An 18,023-nucleotide genomic window follows, 5' to 3' on the forward strand; every position below is an offset into this window, starting at 1 on the left:
TTAGGCCACTCATAGCACGAGGCTTACTTGTTGCTCTTTTTGATGTTGTCCTTGACACAGAGCATCACACAATTTTCAAGAATCGTCTTGCCGCCCTTGCTCCATGGGATATTGTGATCTGCTTGCATCTCGGAGAGCTCGAAGTGTTGCTGGCACAACGGGCAAATGCCCTTTTGCTTTTCGTAGGCAGCACGCCTATCTCGATCGGTGAATGCGCGAATATTCAGGACGCGTTCATGGCCGGTCAGCAAGTACTCGTATACGCCAGACTTTCGAGTTACGTCGTCGTCTGCCATCAACTCACTCACTCGATCTTCAAGTGCCTTGGGGTCGTACTTCTGCTCATGATACTGGTTATACCAGAGACCCCACGGAAGCCCTTTCATCTCTCGCCGATATACGGGGAAGAGTGATTCCGTCCACTCGATTACCGTACGGAAATAACTCCACAGCTCCTGAGCAGTCGGGTCATTCTGGTGCGCCGACATGTATCCATCGACCGTAGTGCCGTCACGGTCTGCGATCCATTCGATTGCTGTCTCAAGGATCTCTTGTCGGATACTCTCGCCCTTGACGTAACCGTTACAACCCTTGCTGTTCCCATAACGGGCCGCTGGGCAGTTTGTCTTCGAAAAATAACGTTTTGCGTCCGATACCCACGGCCCTGCATACACAGCATTGCGGAGCTCTTGATTAGTGAGCCGTTCTCCTGCAATGTTGATGGTCTTGAACCACTTGAGTTTCTCAGAGTCCGTGCCATCACAGATGTAGACGAGAAGTTCGTAATCAAGAATCCTCTCCTGAACGTCTTCGGGAAGGTTATCGAAGTTCATAGCATTGTTCTCGTACTTGATTGAGAAATTGCCATCGACGTATTCCATCAGGCTTATGGTGCGCTGTTGGCCATCAAGAACTTCATACGTGTCATCGCCTGTTTTAGCCCAATACATCACATTGAGCGGGAGCCCCTGCAATACGGTATCAATCACGGCATCACGCTTCGCGTCCTTGTAAACGAATTCACGCTGATAGCGGGGACGAATATCCAAGCGATCGTCATAGCCGACCACACCCTCTTCATCATCGTTCTCATAGTTTTCATATACGTCGCGAACCTTGATGCGGTTTTCAGTGATCTGCATTACTTTCCTTGCGCTTCTTCGAGAGTGACTGTTTCATAGGGGCGAGGTTCGGGGTGCAAGTTGCGGACAAGTATCCGCCCGAATTTCAGCTTGCCGTTGATGTATGGGCCGTCCTTACCAGTAGAGGACGGAATGCCGGCTAATCCCCGGATATTGCCAGCAAGTAGCCCGATAATCTCGAACTGATCCGGATTGAACTTGTCCATGAATGTGACGGGTACACCCATGATTCCCTCATAATCACAAGGAATATCAATCACCTTACCGACATTGATGGCTTCGTAATTGTCATACTTTGGGTAATCGTCGCGATTGTAACGCTTAACCAGAACTAGGTCTTCATGGCGCTTCTTGATGTCGAGATTGGTGTACCAACAGGCATTTCCCATGGATCGCCACTTCTGCCCGCTCTCATCTTGCCAATATCGCGTTTTACGCGGCTCATAGTCATCTGGAACCTTAAACGCCATATCGCCACAACCATAGCCCAGCCAGACTTTGTTATCCCGCAATAGGGGGAAGAACTCCTTATAGGTGATAGCGTTTTGGTTACCGATGATGATGAATTTCTTATCATGCTCCACAAGGGTAGACACGAATTCACGGAATTTCGAGAAAGGCGGATTGGTCACCACGATGTCCGCTTCATCTAGCAATCTCAGGCATTCTTCTGATCTGAAATCGCCGTTGCCTTCTAGACGTTCGCAAAGGTTCTCGCCCTGCTTGAACAATTCGGCCACGTCAACCATGCTGGTAGCACCATCACCATTGGCATCACGCACAGAAGTCACAACAGCCTTGTAAGGCGTGCGCCTTTCCTCTTCTGTGTCGTCACCGAAAAGCGTGAGCTCGTTCCCTGTTATCGGGGATCCTGAATAGCAAGTTGCAATGAGCTTCTTCAACTTCAGACGATTGAAATTTAAGCAGAAATATTTGAAGAAATTAGATTCGAATGGATCATCACAATTGCACAACACCGTCTTGCCCGCAAAATGCTTCCGATAATGTTTCAACTCAGATTCGATGTCTGACAACTGAGTGTAGAACTCGTCTTCTTTCGCCTGATTTGCTCGATTGAGAGGCGTAGCCATGCCTGTATCACCACCATCCATTCATTCTGATCGATTAATTATATACACCCTAGATCTTCAGCACTACCGATAACCCACTATTCCAACAGCTTGCCCATAAAATCGGCAGCCTTACGATCATTCTCGCCCACTTCTTCGGCATAGATATTCAGCGTTGTGTTCAAGCTCTCGTGCCCCAAGCGCGCCTGCACAGTCTTGGGATCCACTCCCCCCGCCACCAGCAGCGTGGCTTGAGCTCTTCGCAATGCCTGAAAGTTCGGGCCGATGTATCCCGACCGCTTCACTCGTTCTATTCCGCGACGATCGATATAGGTTGATTCGTGCGCGTAATGTGCCAGTCCCTCTTCAACATAGAATTTCCTCCTCCATCTGCTGAAGTTGTCAGGATCGAGGAAAACGCACAGATCATTACTGCATACTGGCGAGGATTCCTGCAAAGTAAGCCCCACTTCTGCAAATAGCCCTGCTTGCTTGGTCTTCCACTTCGTAAGGAATTCTACAGTCTGGTTATCAATAGAAATCGTGCGGCGAGACTTTGCTGTCTTCGGGTCTTTAAGTACTTTCTCCTTGCCGTACTGTTTACGAATCCGGAGACGTGCGTTCTCTAAATCAACATCCTCCCAGACAAGCGCCAGCGCTTCGCCGCGCCTTAAGCCAGTTGCCAGACCAAGCCAGACTGCCACAATCCGACCGTCTTGCGGCTCATTCTTAAGCTTGTGCACGAACTCCAAGGCCTGTTCTTTTGTAATTCGCGTTTCTTTGCGTTTCTGCGGACTTACCTTTGGACGTTTGATATCCTCTACGGCATCGCATGGATTACGCTCAATCAGTTCCTCGAGGTAGGCTTTGCGCATGATCTGCGCCAACTTCATATGCACCTTATGAATCGCGTCAGGCGATGCGTTGTCTTGCTCTGCCATGTGCAAGTATGCTTTCTCTATACGCTGTGCATCTAGATCCACTACGCGAACATCACCGAGAAACTTCACGATGCGATCAATCTCGTGCTGATCTCGTTCGATAGTCAGCGAAGACACCTTTCCGAGAGCCCTCCTCTTAGCTTGGAAATCGGTTGCATACTCTCCGACAGTAACGCTCTTCCCACTACGAGCATCTTCTAGCTCCTGCCTGTAAGCCACGAGAGCTGCTGTGGCTTCTGCCTTGTTTCCCTGAACCTTGCGACTCTTTGACCAGTGCCACGATTGGTGAGTATCGTCCGGTGCAAGTCGCACACGAATCGAATACCGCCGACCGCGCTCCAACTCTTTGATCTCTCCCGATGTCTCTCGCTTCGCCATCTTTGACCTCCTTCGTATGTATCCAGTGTATCATTTCTGGACAATTCTGGACATGGATGCAGTTGGACAAAAGTTGGACAAAGTCACCAATCACCATTAACAGAAATCAATGAATTACGGCGTTTCTAGGTCATTGTCAAGACCTAGAATAAACAATACCAAACTCGGATAAACTGTAGAAACGTGGGCTCATAACCCAGAGGTCCATGGTTCAAATCCATGCCCCGCTACCACTGAGGGCTAGGAATCGAATTCCTAGCCCTTTTGCTTTTCCAGCGCATGAAACCGACTCCGCGCACCAATCGAATCTACGTCACCGTCCACACTCCCCGTTCCATTGGCCAGATTGGGAGCGCCAGCGAAATATAACCAATGAGCGAGCACTTACGGCGGCCATTTTGTGAATATACTGCCTCGATGGCCAACAAGATACGGGAAACACAGGACCGGGCACACGGAGCGAAAGCGACCCATACACCGAAAACCGATCTCGGAAAAGGCACCTCCTCCACGGGCTGGAACTTGCCCCTAGTAGCTGAAACAAGTCTCAATAACGACGTTTCGTGCATATATTGATTACAACTGATTACAAGGAGGTCATGTATGGCTGACAAAAGCACTGCCCCACTGGCAGGCATCAAGGTAATCGACTGGACGCAGGTTCAGTCTGGCCCTTCGTGCACCCAGATTCTCGCATGGCTGGGCGCCGAGGTCATCAAGCTCGAGAAGGTGCATGGCGGCGACCCGACCCGTAACGAGATGAACGACGTCGACGGCTCGTACTCGCTGTACTTCCTGCAGCTCAACGCCAACAAGAAGTCGATCACGCTCGACATGAAGGACCCGGAAGGCAAGAAGATCCTCACCGACCTGCTCAAGGACGCAGACGTGTTCGTAGAGAACATCGGCCCAGGCGACGTGGAAAAGCTCGGCTTCGGTTGGGACGAGGTCCACAAGATCAACCCGAAGCTCATCATGGCCTCGCTCAAGGGATTCAACCAGGGCAGCCGCTTCGAACATGTCAAGGCCTTCGAGCCTGTCGCCCAGTGCGCAGGCGGCGCTGCTTCGACCACCGGCTGGTGGGAAGGCGACAAGAACATCCCGACGCAGTCCGGCGCTGCCCTTGGTGATTCGAACACCGGTATGCACCTGACGATTGCAATCCTCACCGCACTGCTGCAGCGCGAGCGCACCGGCGAAGGCGTGTTCGTGTACCAGTCCATGCAGAATGCAGTGCTCAACCTATGCCGCATCAAGCTGCGTGATCAGCTCATTCTCGATCACCTACACCAGCTTTCCTACTACGACTGCTACCCGGGCTACAAGTTCGGCAAAGCGATTCCGCGTGCGGCCAATGCCGAGGGCGGTCTCGTGCTCGGCTGGTGCTATCGCGCCAAGGGCTGGGAGACCGATCCGAACGCCTATGTGTACATTGTGATTCAGCAGTCGCAGAAGGGATTCGAGAACTTCTGCAACGCCATGGGCTTCCAGGATTGGCTCACCGATCCGAAGTTCAGCACGCCGAACGCTCGCGATGAGCACAAGCAGGAAGTGTACAAGCGCGTCGAGGAATACACGATGCAGTACGACAAGTACACGCTCACCAAGGAACTCGGCGCCAAGGGCGTTCCGGTGGGCCCGGTGCTCGATTGGAACGAACTCGAAAACGATCCGGATCTCAACGAGGATGGCACGCTGATCACGATCGATCAGGGCGACGCCCGCGGCAAGTTCAAGACGATCGGCCTGCCGTTCACGATGAGCAACTATGCGCCGGATTACCAGCGCGCGCCGAAGCTCGGCGAGAACAACGAGGAGATTCTCAAGTCCCTCGGCTACACCGACGAGCAGATCGCCGATCTGGCGACCAAGGGCGTCATCGGCTCGAACGATGGCGTCAAGGCAGACCTCACCGCCGCTCCGGCACAGGCCTGATTGCGCTGCACCGCTCACACGCGGTCATAGCCTGCTACGCGAAGGGCGGGTTTCGATATCAATGCGGTATCGAAACCCGCCCTTCGCATATTGCATATGAAGCCGGCCGGTTCCCCGAACAGTGGAACCGGCCGGCTTCATATGAGTAGGAGATTCTAGGAATTAGATTGTCGCAGTGTTCTCATTGTGTAATATGCGCCCCTTTCAGCGAACCTTGCAGCTCGCATTGTTCTCCCAGCCCCAACCGTCACCGTCCGGGTCCACGGAAGCAGAGGAGCAGATCGGGTACCCATCATCGGTCGTGCCGGAATTGCCGCCAGTGTTACCCGAGCCACCGGAATTGGAGCCGCCGCCATAGATGCCGGCCTTCTCTATGCCGCGGCTCTTCAACCCGTTGGCACCATTGACGAACATGTTGCCCCAGCCGGAAAGCGAGCCGGCGTTCCAGTTGTTCACGAGATCGAGGTACTCGACGCCCTCGGTGTTGCCGCACCACGACCAGGCGAGCATGCCCACGCCCTTTTCCTTGGTGTAGCTCATGATCGTCGCGGCATCCGGAATGCCGTCGGAGTGCTTGTTGCCGAATTCGCCCACCATGAGCGGCAGACCCTGGTTCACGAAGGAGTCGATGTACGACTTCACCTTGTCCGCCGTGCTGTACACGCCGTACATATGCACATCGAACAGCACGTTCGAATCCTGACTGTACACACTCTTGGCGTTGTCTTTCATCACACCCTGCCAATCCTGGCCCCAGTTCGGCGCAGTGAGCACGAGTGTGTGCCTGAAACCGGCGTCGCGCATCTGGCGAATGGCGTCCTTGGTCCCCTGCGTCCACTGTGAAGCGGTGTTGTTGCCGTAGGGTTCGTTGCCGAGGTTGATCATCACATAATCTTCCTGGCCCTTCACTGCGCTGCCAACGGACTTCCAGAACTGCACGGCATCGCTCAGGCTCTTGGCATCGGCGGCATACGCGGTGTCGCCGTAGCCGGTGGTGTCGTGATCCTCGAGAATGCAGACCAGATTGTTCGACTTGCACTCGTTGACGATATTGCTCACCTCGCTCGCCGACGTCGTGCCGTAACGGCCTCCGGAGAGCACCACGCGCACGGTGTTCGCACCGGTGTTCGCGATATCCCCGATCGAGCTGGTGTGCTCCGGGTACCACTGGTATGCGTGGTTGATGCCCTGCGGAACGAACTGCTTGCCCGCCGAGTAGATCTTGCCGCCCGAGACGTGGAGCGAATTGTCCGCCGCCTGCGCTGCCGTTGCCGGAAGCACCGCCGCCAACGTCATTGCGCCGACCACGGCTGCCAGTGTTTTCTTCATGTTGGTATGCATGAGCCTACTTTCTTCTTCCACTGCTTCATCGCAGATGTTTGCTTCATTGCATGCAATCGGAACACATTTGCTCAGCCATTGAGCTGTTCCGATTACGAATGTAAAGATATCGTGAAACTGAAGCGCTTCACAACCGAGTTGCCGAATGCTGAAACGCTTAATCTACGAAATGTGAGACAAACTGTTCAGAATACGCAATCAGTGCCGACAAATAATCTGCAGATTATTTGAATTCCATTGATATCGCACCGGTTTCATATTTGCCGATTACTGGAGAAGCGCTCTAAAATATCATCTCTCATGGTAGATTTCCAGCTCAGCTGCAGTTTTCCAGATTTAGCGCTTAAGCATCTCCAGCAAAAATACGCAGCGACAGGCACCATCTGCCATCCTCAGCTATCCTCTGCCACCTCTGCCACCTCTGCACCCTCTGCGTAAAAAGAGACAGATGAAAGGATCCATATGTCCCCAATTACGCAAGAGACTGGCAGGAGGCTAACAGGAGACTGGCAACTGCAGTCTACAACTGCGTAAAAAGAGACAAATACAGCGCACAGAATGTCCCAAATTACGCAGGAGATTGGCAACCATTCCTCCCTCCTCAAACCTGCGTAAAAAGAGACAGATAGGAACCGCCATATGTCCCCAATTACGCAGGAGGTAACGACTAACGACCGCCGCGCAACTCTTCCCTGCGTAAAAGGAGACGTATAGAGACCGCTATATGTCCCAAATTACGCAGGCGAAGCACATGTCTCCAATTACGCAGGAGAAGATGGCGCGAAAATCTGGGCCAATGCAAGGGACCCCGGCCACATGCATGGTCGGGGTCCCGAATATTTATATATATATATAGGGCTGAATCAGTGGCAGCACAGCGGCACGAGCCAGATCCACAGCAGGCAGGTGACGGCGAACGCAACCGTGGAGACCGCGGTGGTCGACGCACCTTCCTTGACGTAGATGTTGTAGCGGCTCGAGATGATGATGCCGGAGAATGCAGGCGGCAGGGCCACAGCCATGACGAGCATGGAGAGCTTGTTCACATTGCTGCCCATGCCCAGCAGCAGGCCGACGCCGAGGAATGCCGCAGGGGTGAGAATCAAGCGGTAGAACGTGTTCCAGATCGTCTCCCAGCCCAGCGAGAACTTCACAGTGGAGAGCGCGAGGCCGGCGGCCAGCACGGCGACACCGGAGTTCGCTTTGGCAATCAGGTCGAAGGTGGGAGCGAAACCGGACGGCACGCGCACGCCGATGAGCACGAGCACGATGGCGAGCAGCGGAGCCCAGCACACAGGCTGCTTGAGTGCGTTGATGAGCGCTTCGAGGTTCTGGTTCTTCTTCTTGCCCATGTTCGACGACTTGGAGATCATCACCTCTGCCGTCTTGTCGGTCTTCGCATCCTTGTTCGGATCGACGGCGATATCGTCCTTCGGATTGGCGATGCTGACCTGGCCCTTCGAGTTCGTGACGGCGGCCTTCGACAGGCGCTCGCGATCCTTGCTCTGGCCGAGGTTGATCAGATACATGCCGATCGGAATCGTGACGGCGTTGACGACGATCGAGATGATCGCGATGACGAGGTTCGTGCTCACGGTGTCGCCGTAGATCGGGTCGAGCACGGCGAAGCCGAGGAAGCCGATGGTCGGCGAGCCGGCGATCAACGCGCATACGGCCGCTTCCTGGATCGAATGGTGGAACATCAGTCGGCACAGGTAGTAGCTCAACATGAACATCACGATGATGCCGATGAAGCCGAGAATTGTGAGCACCGCATCCTGTGCGAGCATCTCACGGGTCGCCTTGACGATCGAGATGAACAGTGCGGCAGGGAGGGCGATGTTCAGCACGAGCTTGTTGAGGCCCTGACGCTGATCGTTGTCGAAGTAGCTGAGTTTTCCACAGACATAGCCCAACGCCATGATGACGATGATGGGGATGATGTCGTCTATCAATATCTTTGTCATTTGTCTTCTCTTGTCTTCTGGTGGAGTGGGCGGGAGCACCGGTGCCGCGGCGCGGATGACTTGTCGTCATACCACGCCGCGGCGCTCCGGGGCACCGGAGCGAATCACATATGGGCGCCCTTGAGGTAGGGGTTCGCGGTCATTTCGGAAGTGGCGAGCGGGCCGACGACGGGCTTCGGGTTCAGGTTGGAGATGTGCCCGGACTCCTTGCCCGCATAATCGGCGAGCTGCACGTGCACGAGGCTCGGCTTGCCGGAGGCGACGGCCTCGCCGACCATCTGCTCGACTTCCGCCGGGGTGGTCGCGTAATAGCCGTTGCCGCCGAACGCCTCGATCATGCGCTCGTAGTGGGCGTCGTAGCTCAGCGTCAGCGGCGACGGGTCGCCGTCGTCGCCGAGATTCTCGAAATCGCCGCGGTAGATGCCGCCGTTGTTGAGCACGACGAAGGTGATCGGCAGATTGTAGCGGCAGGCGACCTCGACTTCCATGCCGTCAAAGCCGAAGCCGGAATCACCGCCGACGTACAGGACAGGCTTGCCGGTGGCCACTGCGGCGCCGATTGAATAGCCGACCGCGCAGCCCATAACGCCCCACGTGCCGCAGTCGAGACGATGGCGCGGCTGGTAGATGTCGATGATGTTGCGGCAATCGTCGAGCGTGTTCGCGCCCTCGTTGGTCAGGATCATGTCCTTGTGCTGGTCGTACACCTTCTTGATGGCGCCGAGCGCGTCGTAGTGACCCATCGGCACGGTGTTCGAGTTCACGCGGGCGGCGAACTTGGCATCGTTCTTCTCGGCGTCGGCCTTGAGCATGTCGAGCCACTGCGCGGACGCCTTCACTGGCGTCTTCTCGAGACCGGCATTGATCATCTGCATGGCGGACTTGATGTCGCCGACCACCGGGCATGCGATGGAACGGGCGTTCTCGATCTCGTTCGGGTCGATATCGATCTGGATGAACTTGACGTTCGGGTTCCATTCCTTGCCCTCGCCGAAATTGAGCATCCAGTTCAGACGAGCGCCGACGAGCAGCACGACGTCGGCGGTGCGCAGCGCGAGACCGCGGCAGCTCGCCGTGCAGTGTGGGTCATCGTCCGGAATGACGCCCTTGGCCATCGACATCGGCTGGAATGGCATGTCGGTCTTCTCGACGAATTCACGCAGTTCGTCCTCGGCCTGGGCCAGCGCCGCACCCTTGCCCACAAGCATGAGAGGGTTCTTGGCCTCGGAGAGCAGCTTGAGCGCTTCATCCACAGAGGACTGCGCCGGCGGCATTGCCGGAGCCGGCTGGTTCGCGACCCACAGCTGCGACTCGGCGACATCCTTGTCGAGCGTCTGGGCGACGGCGTCGTCCGGGAAATCGATGTAGACACCGCCCGGACGGCCGGAGCATGCGATGTGCATGGCGCGGGCCACAGCAAGCGGAATGTCTTCGATCTTGTCGATGCGGAACGATTCCTTGCAGAACTGCTTCGCATAGTTCATTTGGTCGAGGCCTTCGTATTCGCCTTCGTGCATGTCGACGACATGGCGAGTGGACGAACCGCCGATCATGATGACCGGGAAGCCGTTCGTGGTGGCTTCAAGCAGCGGTGCCAGACCATTGAGGAAGCCCGGCGCGGAAACGGTGAGCGCCACAGCTGGGCGACCGGTGAGGAATCCTTCGGCAGCGGCAGCGTTCACCGCGTCCTCCTCATGGCGCATGCCGATGAAGCGGATGCCCATGCCCTGTGCGATACGTGCGAAATCAGTGACCGGGATTCCGACGACGCCGTACATATGCTTGACACCGTTCTTGATGAGCGTCTCGGCGAGGTAGTGGGGAGAATCCGTGAGATTCTGGTCTGAGCTTGTAGCAGTTACACTTACATCAACCATTGCAAACATCCTCCTGGTATGGTTATTCACCTCGATACTAAGACGACTTTTCGTGCCGTCTCGGCAGAAAAGCGCTCAGCGTACATTTATTCGAGCTTTACGCTTGTCGCGGCAATTGCTCGGATCACATCTGACAGACGTCCGTGAATTGCCTATTGACAAACCTGCAGACAACGTATGGCACACACGGAACTCGAACCGACTACTTCGTCTTCGGCTCCCGCTCTTGCGTACCGTTTGCATTTGCAGACTGCGCAGGGCGCGTCGGTGCCTCAGGATGATGCGGCTTCGCAGGCGCGCGCTGCGCCCTGCGCACATCCGCACGCCGCTTCTCCTCACGTTCCATACGCTCCTGCATGTGTTCCTCATGTTCGCGCTGATGTTCGGCGATCCAAGGATCGGCGAACACCCGTGTGCGATCGGTGGCCTTCTTGAACGCGGTGGTGGCGCTCAGCACATAATCGAACAGATCGGGATCGTGATTGGCGGCATTCTCCATGGCACGCCTATGCTGTCGCAATACGAACTTGCGCCAGCCGGAGGTCATGAGCAGATCGATGCTCGCCCCATACATGCCCGCCGGATAGCCGAACATGAACGAAACCGCCACACCCACGGCCAGAAATGGTGCCATGCCCCACCCAAAGATCTCACATCCCAACAGAAACGCGCTCACCGGGCAGCGGTTGAATGCTGCTAGGAAACACAAAGCGCCAACCGCCACACCCATCTGCGGGCTCGAGCCGGTCATGGCGAAACACGCGCCTCCCAGGAGGCCACCTATGCACAACGACGGCATGATCTCACCGCCTTTGAACCAGAAACCGAGGCAGATGAAGGTGAGCAACCCCTTGATTGCGAAATCCCACGACACATTGGGCTGTGCAAGCATGTGGTTGAGCATTTCGCCGCCCGAACCGGTGAGCCTCCACCACCCGAACACGGAGACCAACGTGGCCATGATCAGACCACCGACAACCACCCACAGATAATAGTTGCGCACAATCTGCATCGTCGTGTTCTGTAGCAGGCGGATGCACAGCGCGAAGATGGAGCCGGCCACCGCACAGGCGACACCTATGACAAGGCAGATGCCCACGGCACGCCAGGTGAATTCGGGAATCGGCACCGTGCAAATCAGATCGCCGATGCCGAAATGGCGTGCAATGAAGTAGGCGACGAAGCAACCGATGAGCATCGACGCCACATACCTCAGCTCGCTGAAGCGCATGAACTCCAATACCAGCATGCAGGAACCGAGCGGAGCAAAGAACAATGCCGAGAAGGTGGCGGCCATGCCCATGGAAGCGGCATAGGAGTGCATACTACGGTCCTCGGCTGCGCCTTCCTGAACCCGCAGCACATCGTGCAACTTAAACGGTTTGGCAATGGTGGCTCCCAGACTCGCGCCCATCTGAAGCGCTCCAGCCTCCTTGCCAACGGAGCCGCCAGCCAGAATCGACATGCCAGTGGTGAGAAAGATGCCCGGCGCCAGCAATCCTCGCACCGTCCGACCGTGCCTCATGCGCGCAATCACCGATTCGGTGGTCTCCCCCAGCGGGATGCGGAACATCTTGTAGAGGAGCAACTCGAGCAATCCGGCCACCGGCAGCAGCCAGATCAGCCAGGTGTTGCGCACGAAGACACTACGCATGGCATCGACGAACAGGCAGAGCAGAATCGACCCGAAACCTCCGGCCACGCCACACACCACGGCGAACAGCAAATGCTTGAATGATTCCCGCCAATCGAACCGTGCCGCACTGCCCTTCACGCGTCCCGACAGGCCGTTTCCCTCCTGCGTCAAGGGCTCAGGAGGTCCGGCCGCATTGCCATTGTGGGGCGATTGCTCGCTGGTCATGCCTGCGCCCCTCCGTTCTGCTCTGTGCTGCGCCTGATTCGTCTCCATTTTTGCAGGCGCCCGACGCGCGCACAACGGAATGCGCAGTTCGCGAATTCAGCCCGGCGCACCGAACGCCAACCGGTGCCCGCGCCGAATGGACTCCGCGACTCACGCATTCCGTCGACTCCACAAAGGGTGTCATTCAACGAGCCTACCTACAGATTCCGGTTCCTGCGTGCTATGAGCAATCCGGTGAGCACCATGAGGCCAAGCGCGCCAGTGATGACGGCAAAGGCAAGGAACACGTCGGCTATGACACCTGTCGCCGCGACCGACGTGCCCGAACCTGCGTTGCCCCGCGGTCTCTGCGGTTCCGGCGGCTTGGGATAGATCACCGTCTGCCCCGCATCGTCGATGTCGGCATGCATGGCCACCTGTTTGCCCTCAACCATCAGCCGTTCGAATGCCACAGTCTGCACTTCGCCTGACACGTTGCCGAGTTCGGCGTCAAACCTCAACTCGGCGGTCCCAGTTGGCTTGGCTGCAGTGAATCTGGCGAATGCAGTCACCGGCTGGCCGTCCTTGTTCCTGAGCACACCGCCATCCTCGCCATTGGCATCTCGTATGTGCAGTTCTCCCCGCACCTCATATTCTTTGCCTACGGTCAATCCGGTGAAGGCGACCGTATCCACCTGTGAGATTCGGGAGTCCAGCGTTCCGGAATGCGTACCAGACCGGGCGTCGCGGGCCTGCGTGCCGATATCGATGATGCGCACGGTCTGGCCCTCATCTGCTATGTCGGCATGCTCGGCCGTCAGCTGTTGCGCGTCCTGCATCGGATTGGAGTACAGTCGCTCGTAGGCGACCAACACAACATTGTGCAGATCCCGTTTCAGCACGGTGAATCTGAATTCGAGCCTCGCCGTGCCGTTGGACCGTTTCGGCGTGAATTCGACAGAGGCGACCACCGTATTGCCGGCATGGTCTTTGAGCACACCGGCATCACGGGCATGGCCGGCATTGTCGAAACCGCGCAAATGCAGTTCGCCATCCATCCGATACGGCATATCTGCCAGCAGATTGGCATAGGCCACTGTGTCGGTGAGCACCACTTCCACCTGTGATACGTCATCGTCGCTTTCGCGCACCTGTATTCCCAGCTGTGCGTCCAGTTGCGCCTGCGAGACCGCCGAAGTCACCTGCAATTCGTGGGCGCCGCCCTCGGTCGTCAACTGCGTGCCTATGCTCGCGATCTGCACCTCCTGATGCTCGTCGTTGATGTCGGCGTGCTCGGCGAGCATCGTATGGTCGCGCAGCAGGGTCTCGAACATCACGCATCGCTTGCCTTCCAACCGCAGATGCCCAACGTCCAACGGGAACTCCACATCGACGGTGCCATCCGCCTGCCCGGGGGTGAATGTCGTCGTCACCGTCAGCGTGTTCCCGTCACCGTCGGTGAGCGCGCCCATGTCGGAAACGGTGCCGTCATCACCCACGACCTTCGCATGAATGGTCGAAACCAACTCGTAATCATGCCCTGGACTGAGGTTGCGGTACTCCACCACATCCTTCACCACGCCATTCGTGATCGGCAGCAACGAGTCACCGTCAAAGGCATCCGAGGCCGATGTCGCGATGGCAGGGAAACGCACGTCCTGCCGCTCATCGGCGATGTCGGCGTGAGCCGCGAAGTCCACGCCGTTATGCTGCAGGCTTTCGAAGGCCACTACCGTCTTGCCGGCAAGGTCTTCGGGCGGTTCGAACAGGAAGGTCACGTCAACCGTTCCGTCGGATTGGCTAGGTGCGAATGGCAGCTCGGCGGTCACCTCCTTGCCGTGTCGGTCGTGCACCACTCCCCCGTCACTCACCACACCCGTGTCGCCGAACGTGCGGTAGTGGAGCGTTGCCTTCAGCGTGTAGGGCTTCCCGGCAACGAGATTCGCATAGGACACCGCGTCAGTGATTGTCACGGATTGTGCGCTCGCATTGGCTTCGTCGTCGATGTCGGCCGCAGCATTCGTATGGATCTGCGGGAAGCGCAGTTGCTGCTCGGCATCGGCGGCGTCGCGGTGCTCCAGCAACGACGTGCCGTCGGCATTGCGAATCGTGCGGAACGCCACTACCGTCTTGCCGGCAAGTCGTTCGGCATGGTCGATGGTGAAAGTGAGCTTGGAAGTGCCGCCATGGGGATTGCCAACCTTCAACTGCTTCGTGGCCTTCGCCACAGCCTCGCCTGAAATCCTGCCGTTCTCGATCACGTAGAGCTCGCCCGAATCGGTGTACGTTCCTGCCGTCACGCCCCAGTATTCAGCCGAATCGACCACCGATAGCGTTCCGATGGCAGGCGCGAGCTTGTCACCGGCATTGCCGTCATCGCCAAAGGCATCGGCACCTGCACCGAAGTATGCAAGCCGTGTGGTCATGCCCATCGCCACATTGCCCAGTGTTCCGTAGTCCATGTCCACGCCGTTGCCGTCCGGGTTCAACGAACCGTCGCCGTTCCTGCTGAATTCCTTGGCGGTGAGGGTCACCGAAAGCATGCGATGCCCGTCGTTCGCGCCGGGTGTGGGGAGTTCGACGAGTTCATAGTCGTCATAGGGCAATGCGCGCAATGCATCGTTCACCTGTACAGCACGCTTCGCACCATCGCGCGTCACCTCATAGGAGGTCGCGGAGGTCCACTGCACCGACTGGCCTCCTGATCTCGGCCCGATGCCGGTGAACCATATGCCGGCCTCGGCATCGAGTTTCGACGCATCCTTCACCACCGGATTCCCTTGAGAATCCTTGCCAACCGCCCCGTTTGCGTTCACAGCGTCCGGGTCGTTGGCGTTCGTGTTCCTGCTGTGCGGTCGACATCCGGTGGTGCCGGTCCCGGAGTCATTGAACCTGCCGTCGCATGATTTCGTATGGAGTTCGCCGTTCTTGTCGGAAACAATCACATGGCTTTCCCCGGTCGTCTTCGAGGTGAGTCGCCAGGCGATCGGCCCCATGCGCTCCATGGTGTCGGCGCTTTTCTTGATGAAGTGGAAATCCGCGCGCTGCACTTGGTTGGACGCGGAACCTGCACCCGATACATGCGCCAATGAGGCATACCGATGCGGGTTGCCATTGGCCTCATAGGCTCCGGTTGACGCATCACCTCCATCATGGCCTATGGTGAAGCGCTTTGACCATGCGCGCGCGGATGCATCGCGCAAATACCCTGCCGAGGCAACGGTCTCACGCACCTCATAGGTTCCGTAGGGCAATTCGTCTATGGCGGTTCTCGCCACGATGCCCTTGCTCCCCGTTGGCTTCCCATCGGAGTCGACTATGTCTCCGTAGGAGGCAGACAATGTTCGCACCACGTCGCCGGACTTATAGGTGCGATTGTTCACGACAACCGCATTGGCACTGCGGTTGATCACCTCGAAACCGGTGCCGTTCAACGAAGCCGCACCCAATGGGGTCGCCAACCCCGTCTCACGATCCACTTTGAGCAATTGGAGCCCACCGCGCTGCACATCGTTGGCATTCGCACCCACTCCGCGGATCGTGGCCATGTTCGCGTCGACGCCATTGGCGTCGAGCGTGTACCGCACGATCATGTTGTCTTCGCGAATCCGGAAGGTCTTGTCGAACCCAGCCCGGTGGTAACCGGCCGCAGCACTGCGTTCGCGAATCTGATAGGTGCCGTATGGCAGGAGTCTCGTCTCCGTTGCAGCCACACTGTTCCCCTGCACCGTCTTGGTGGCTATGGTCGCCACCACGGCATCGCGGGGAATCTCCCTGCCGCCCACATGAACCGGCGCCATGGATTTGTTGACGATCTCATACACCGTGCCGTCGAGCGACGCATCGCCCTGTGGCTGGGAACCATGCAGGTCATCATCGGTCTTGACCACCTCGACGCCGCCTTTGACCGTTTCATTCGGGAATGCGATCGTGGTCGCGTCGTTGCCGCCCGAGCCGTTGTTCCACGGGTTCAGTGTAGTGCGCATCACCTTGTGGTCGCCGCCGTCGGTGAGGGTGAATACACTGCCCGGGTGTTGTGCCGAAGCGGCACGCACCAGCCCTTGAGGTGCGTTGAGCTCGGTGATGCGCACGGTTCCCAGAGGAAACATGGTGCGGCCCGCTGAATCCGTGTAGGGCCATGTGCCCTCATCCGGCTTCTCATGCAACCGCGCAACGCCATTGGAGTCGGTTCGCCATATGGCATTCGCTTGGGGGTGTTTGCCCTCAAGGGCGGCTGCATCGGTGGCCACCATGCCGAACCACTCCACCCGGAAACGCACCCCCTCTAACGACGCCACATCACCTTCGAGGGAGCCCGGCGAGCCGGCGTTGGCTATGACTTTGCGCACGTGAAGGTCATCAATGGAGGTCAGCGGCAATTCGGCATGTTCGCCATCCATCGTGATGGTCTGCGTGCCTGATCCTTCAGCAATCTCCACGGTTTTGACCTTGGAATTCAGCATGTAGCCTCTTCGTGGCGCCTGCATTTCCTGCAACGTATAGGTGCCGGGCATCACATCGACGCTCGAGGTCGCCCTGCCTTCGGCATCGGTGCTGAAGGTATGCACCAGCGTCCCATTCCGGCGCAATGCATACTCGGCACCGGTCATATCGTATGCCTCATTGGCGGTGGTGTATGCGGCATTCGTCGCGACCTTACGCATCGTCACCGTCCGCGGGTGCGCTTTCTTCGGCACCCTACGCGCATACAGCATGCGTTGCAGGGTGCCTGCGGTTCCGACCGGCTCATAGAACACGGCCTCGTATTCGTCGCGATCCTCGGCATTGAGGGCCTTCTGCGCCAGAAGCCACGCCAGACCGATCATCGTGTAGGGGGCGAAATTCTGCTGGCCGCCGCTCGAATAGCCGGCCCCAGCCACCTGATGCCCCGGATTTGCCACCGATACCGCCTTCGTGGCCTTCGATGAGTCCTCTCCACCTTCCACACGCACCTGACCGGAGGCGATCCATATTGCCAGCTGCGTCACGGAACGTGCGTCGACGTCGTCGAGGTTCTTGGCGAACACGCTCTGACTTTCCACGTTCGGGTACCCCTTCGCCGCGATCCACGCCACGGCACCGGTCTGCGGAGCACCTGCCTTGTGGTATTCCACCGTGCTGGGACGGGTGGTGTATTTGAACATGTGGTACCCCGTGACCGGCTCGGCCACCGTCACCGTATTCCGCGCGTCGCCCCAATGGTCGCCCGGAGCCCCTTTGTCGACGTCCATGCAATAGGCGGCATTGCCTCGGAAGTACGCCTGCGCCTCTTCGAATTGACTGTTCGTGTACACCGGCACGGTCGGATTCGCCTCCCGGAACCCGGAGAAACCGTAGCGGAACGCCGGCAGATCGTTCTCGCTCAAATTCATATTGGCCATGGAGACGGCGAAATGCATGGTTTGCGGGAATTCAGCGGATTCTTCGGCCCACGCGGGTGCCGCCTCCACCACACCGACCACTGTTGCCACGGCCATGCAGGCCGAAGCCGCCCTCCTCGCCAATACCGCGAGCGCGCTGTGCCCGCCATCC

The 18,023-nt window shown here is 57.5% G+C and carries 9 protein-coding genes; 1 reads left to right on the plus strand and 8 read right to left on the minus strand.

From position 1 onward, the window contains the following. Positions 1-23 precede the first annotated feature (23 nt). From OGI63_RS13195 to OGI63_RS13205, 3 genes are all read right to left on the minus strand, one after another. Complete coding sequence (locus OGI63_RS13195; RefSeq protein WP_004219156.1) at positions 24-1,142, minus strand: HNH endonuclease family protein; 1,119 nt, start codon at positions 1,140-1,142, stop codon at positions 24-26. Next, the gene (locus OGI63_RS13200) at positions 1,142-2,233 is read right to left on the minus strand and encodes an adenine-specific methyltransferase EcoRI family protein (protein WP_004219155.1); all 1,092 of its coding nucleotides are present in this window, start codon (positions 2,231-2,233) and stop codon (positions 1,142-1,144) included. Before OGI63_RS13200 ends, OGI63_RS13195 begins: the two co-directional genes overlap by 1 nt. Before the next feature lie 77 nt (positions 2,234-2,310). Continuing rightward, positions 2,311-3,531 (minus strand): tyrosine-type recombinase/integrase, encoded by a 1,221-nt coding sequence (locus tag OGI63_RS13205; RefSeq protein ID WP_004219153.1) that lies wholly within the window; start codon positions 3,529-3,531, stop codon positions 2,311-2,313. 603 nt (positions 3,532-4,134) lie between these two features. Here OGI63_RS13205 and frc point away from each other — a divergent pair. Continuing rightward, entirely contained in the window at positions 4,135-5,466 is a 1,332-nt protein-coding gene (gene frc / locus OGI63_RS13210; RefSeq protein WP_004219152.1) for a formyl-CoA transferase, read from the plus strand. Between the two features lie 204 nt (positions 5,467-5,670). Here frc and OGI63_RS13215 read toward each other — a convergent pair whose 3' ends face one another. From OGI63_RS13215 to OGI63_RS13235, 5 genes are all read right to left on the minus strand, one after another. Further along, on the minus strand, positions 5,671-6,795 hold the full coding sequence (locus tag OGI63_RS13215) for a cellulase family glycosylhydrolase (protein WP_226790206.1): 1,125 nt from the start codon (positions 6,793-6,795) through the stop codon (positions 5,671-5,673). Between the two features lie 875 nt (positions 6,796-7,670). Next, positions 7,671-8,774 carry an AEC family transporter gene (locus OGI63_RS13220; protein WP_004219149.1) on the minus strand — a complete coding sequence of 368 codons (1,104 nt, stop codon included), beginning with the start codon at positions 8,772-8,774 and terminating at the stop codon, positions 7,671-7,673. Between the two features lie 104 nt (positions 8,775-8,878). Next, the gene (gene oxc, locus OGI63_RS13225) at positions 8,879-10,651 is read right to left on the minus strand and encodes an oxalyl-CoA decarboxylase (protein ID WP_004219148.1); all 1,773 of its coding nucleotides are present in this window, start codon (positions 10,649-10,651) and stop codon (positions 8,879-8,881) included. 202 nt (positions 10,652-10,853) lie between these two features. Beyond that, positions 10,854-12,512: a chloride channel protein gene (locus OGI63_RS13230; protein ID WP_004219145.1), complete on the minus strand. Its 1,659-nt coding sequence runs from the start codon at positions 12,510-12,512 to the stop codon at positions 10,854-10,856. A 197-nt stretch (positions 12,513-12,709) separates the two neighbouring features. Continuing rightward, entirely contained in the window at positions 12,710-17,968 is a 5,259-nt protein-coding gene (locus tag OGI63_RS13235; protein WP_004219143.1) for a VaFE repeat-containing surface-anchored protein, read from the minus strand. Positions 17,969-18,023: the final 55 nt, after the last annotated feature.

It is taken from the genome of Bifidobacterium sp. KRGSERBCFTRI (genome assembly GCF_025908335.1).

Excerpts from the sequence above, each read along its gene's own strand:
- frc (WP_004219152.1), top strand. The coding sequence starts at position 4,135 with ATGGCTGACAAAAGCACTGCCCCACTGGCAGGCATCAAGGTAATCGAC.
- OGI63_RS13200 (WP_004219155.1), bottom strand. The coding sequence starts at position 2,233 with ATGGCTACGCCTCTCAATCGAGCAAATCAGGCGAAAGAAGACGAGTTC.
- OGI63_RS13230 (WP_004219145.1), bottom strand. The coding sequence starts at position 12,512 with ATGACCAGCGAGCAATCGCCCCACAATGGCAATGCGGCCGGACCTCCT.
- OGI63_RS13195 (WP_004219156.1), bottom strand. The coding sequence starts at position 1,142 with ATGCAGATCACTGAAAACCGCATCAAGGTTCGCGACGTATATGAAAAC.
- OGI63_RS13235 (WP_004219143.1), bottom strand. The coding sequence starts at position 17,968 with ATGGCCGTGGCAACAGTGGTCGGTGTGGTGGAGGCGGCACCCGCGTGG.
- OGI63_RS13215 (WP_226790206.1), bottom strand. The coding sequence starts at position 6,795 with ATGAAGAAAACACTGGCAGCCGTGGTCGGCGCAATGACGTTGGCGGCG.
- OGI63_RS13205 (WP_004219153.1), bottom strand. The coding sequence starts at position 3,531 with ATGGCGAAGCGAGAGACATCGGGAGAGATCAAAGAGTTGGAGCGCGGT.
- OGI63_RS13220 (WP_004219149.1), bottom strand. The coding sequence starts at position 8,774 with ATGACAAAGATATTGATAGACGACATCATCCCCATCATCGTCATCATG.
- oxc (WP_004219148.1), bottom strand. The coding sequence starts at position 10,651 with ATGGTTGATGTAAGTGTAACTGCTACAAGCTCAGACCAGAATCTCACG.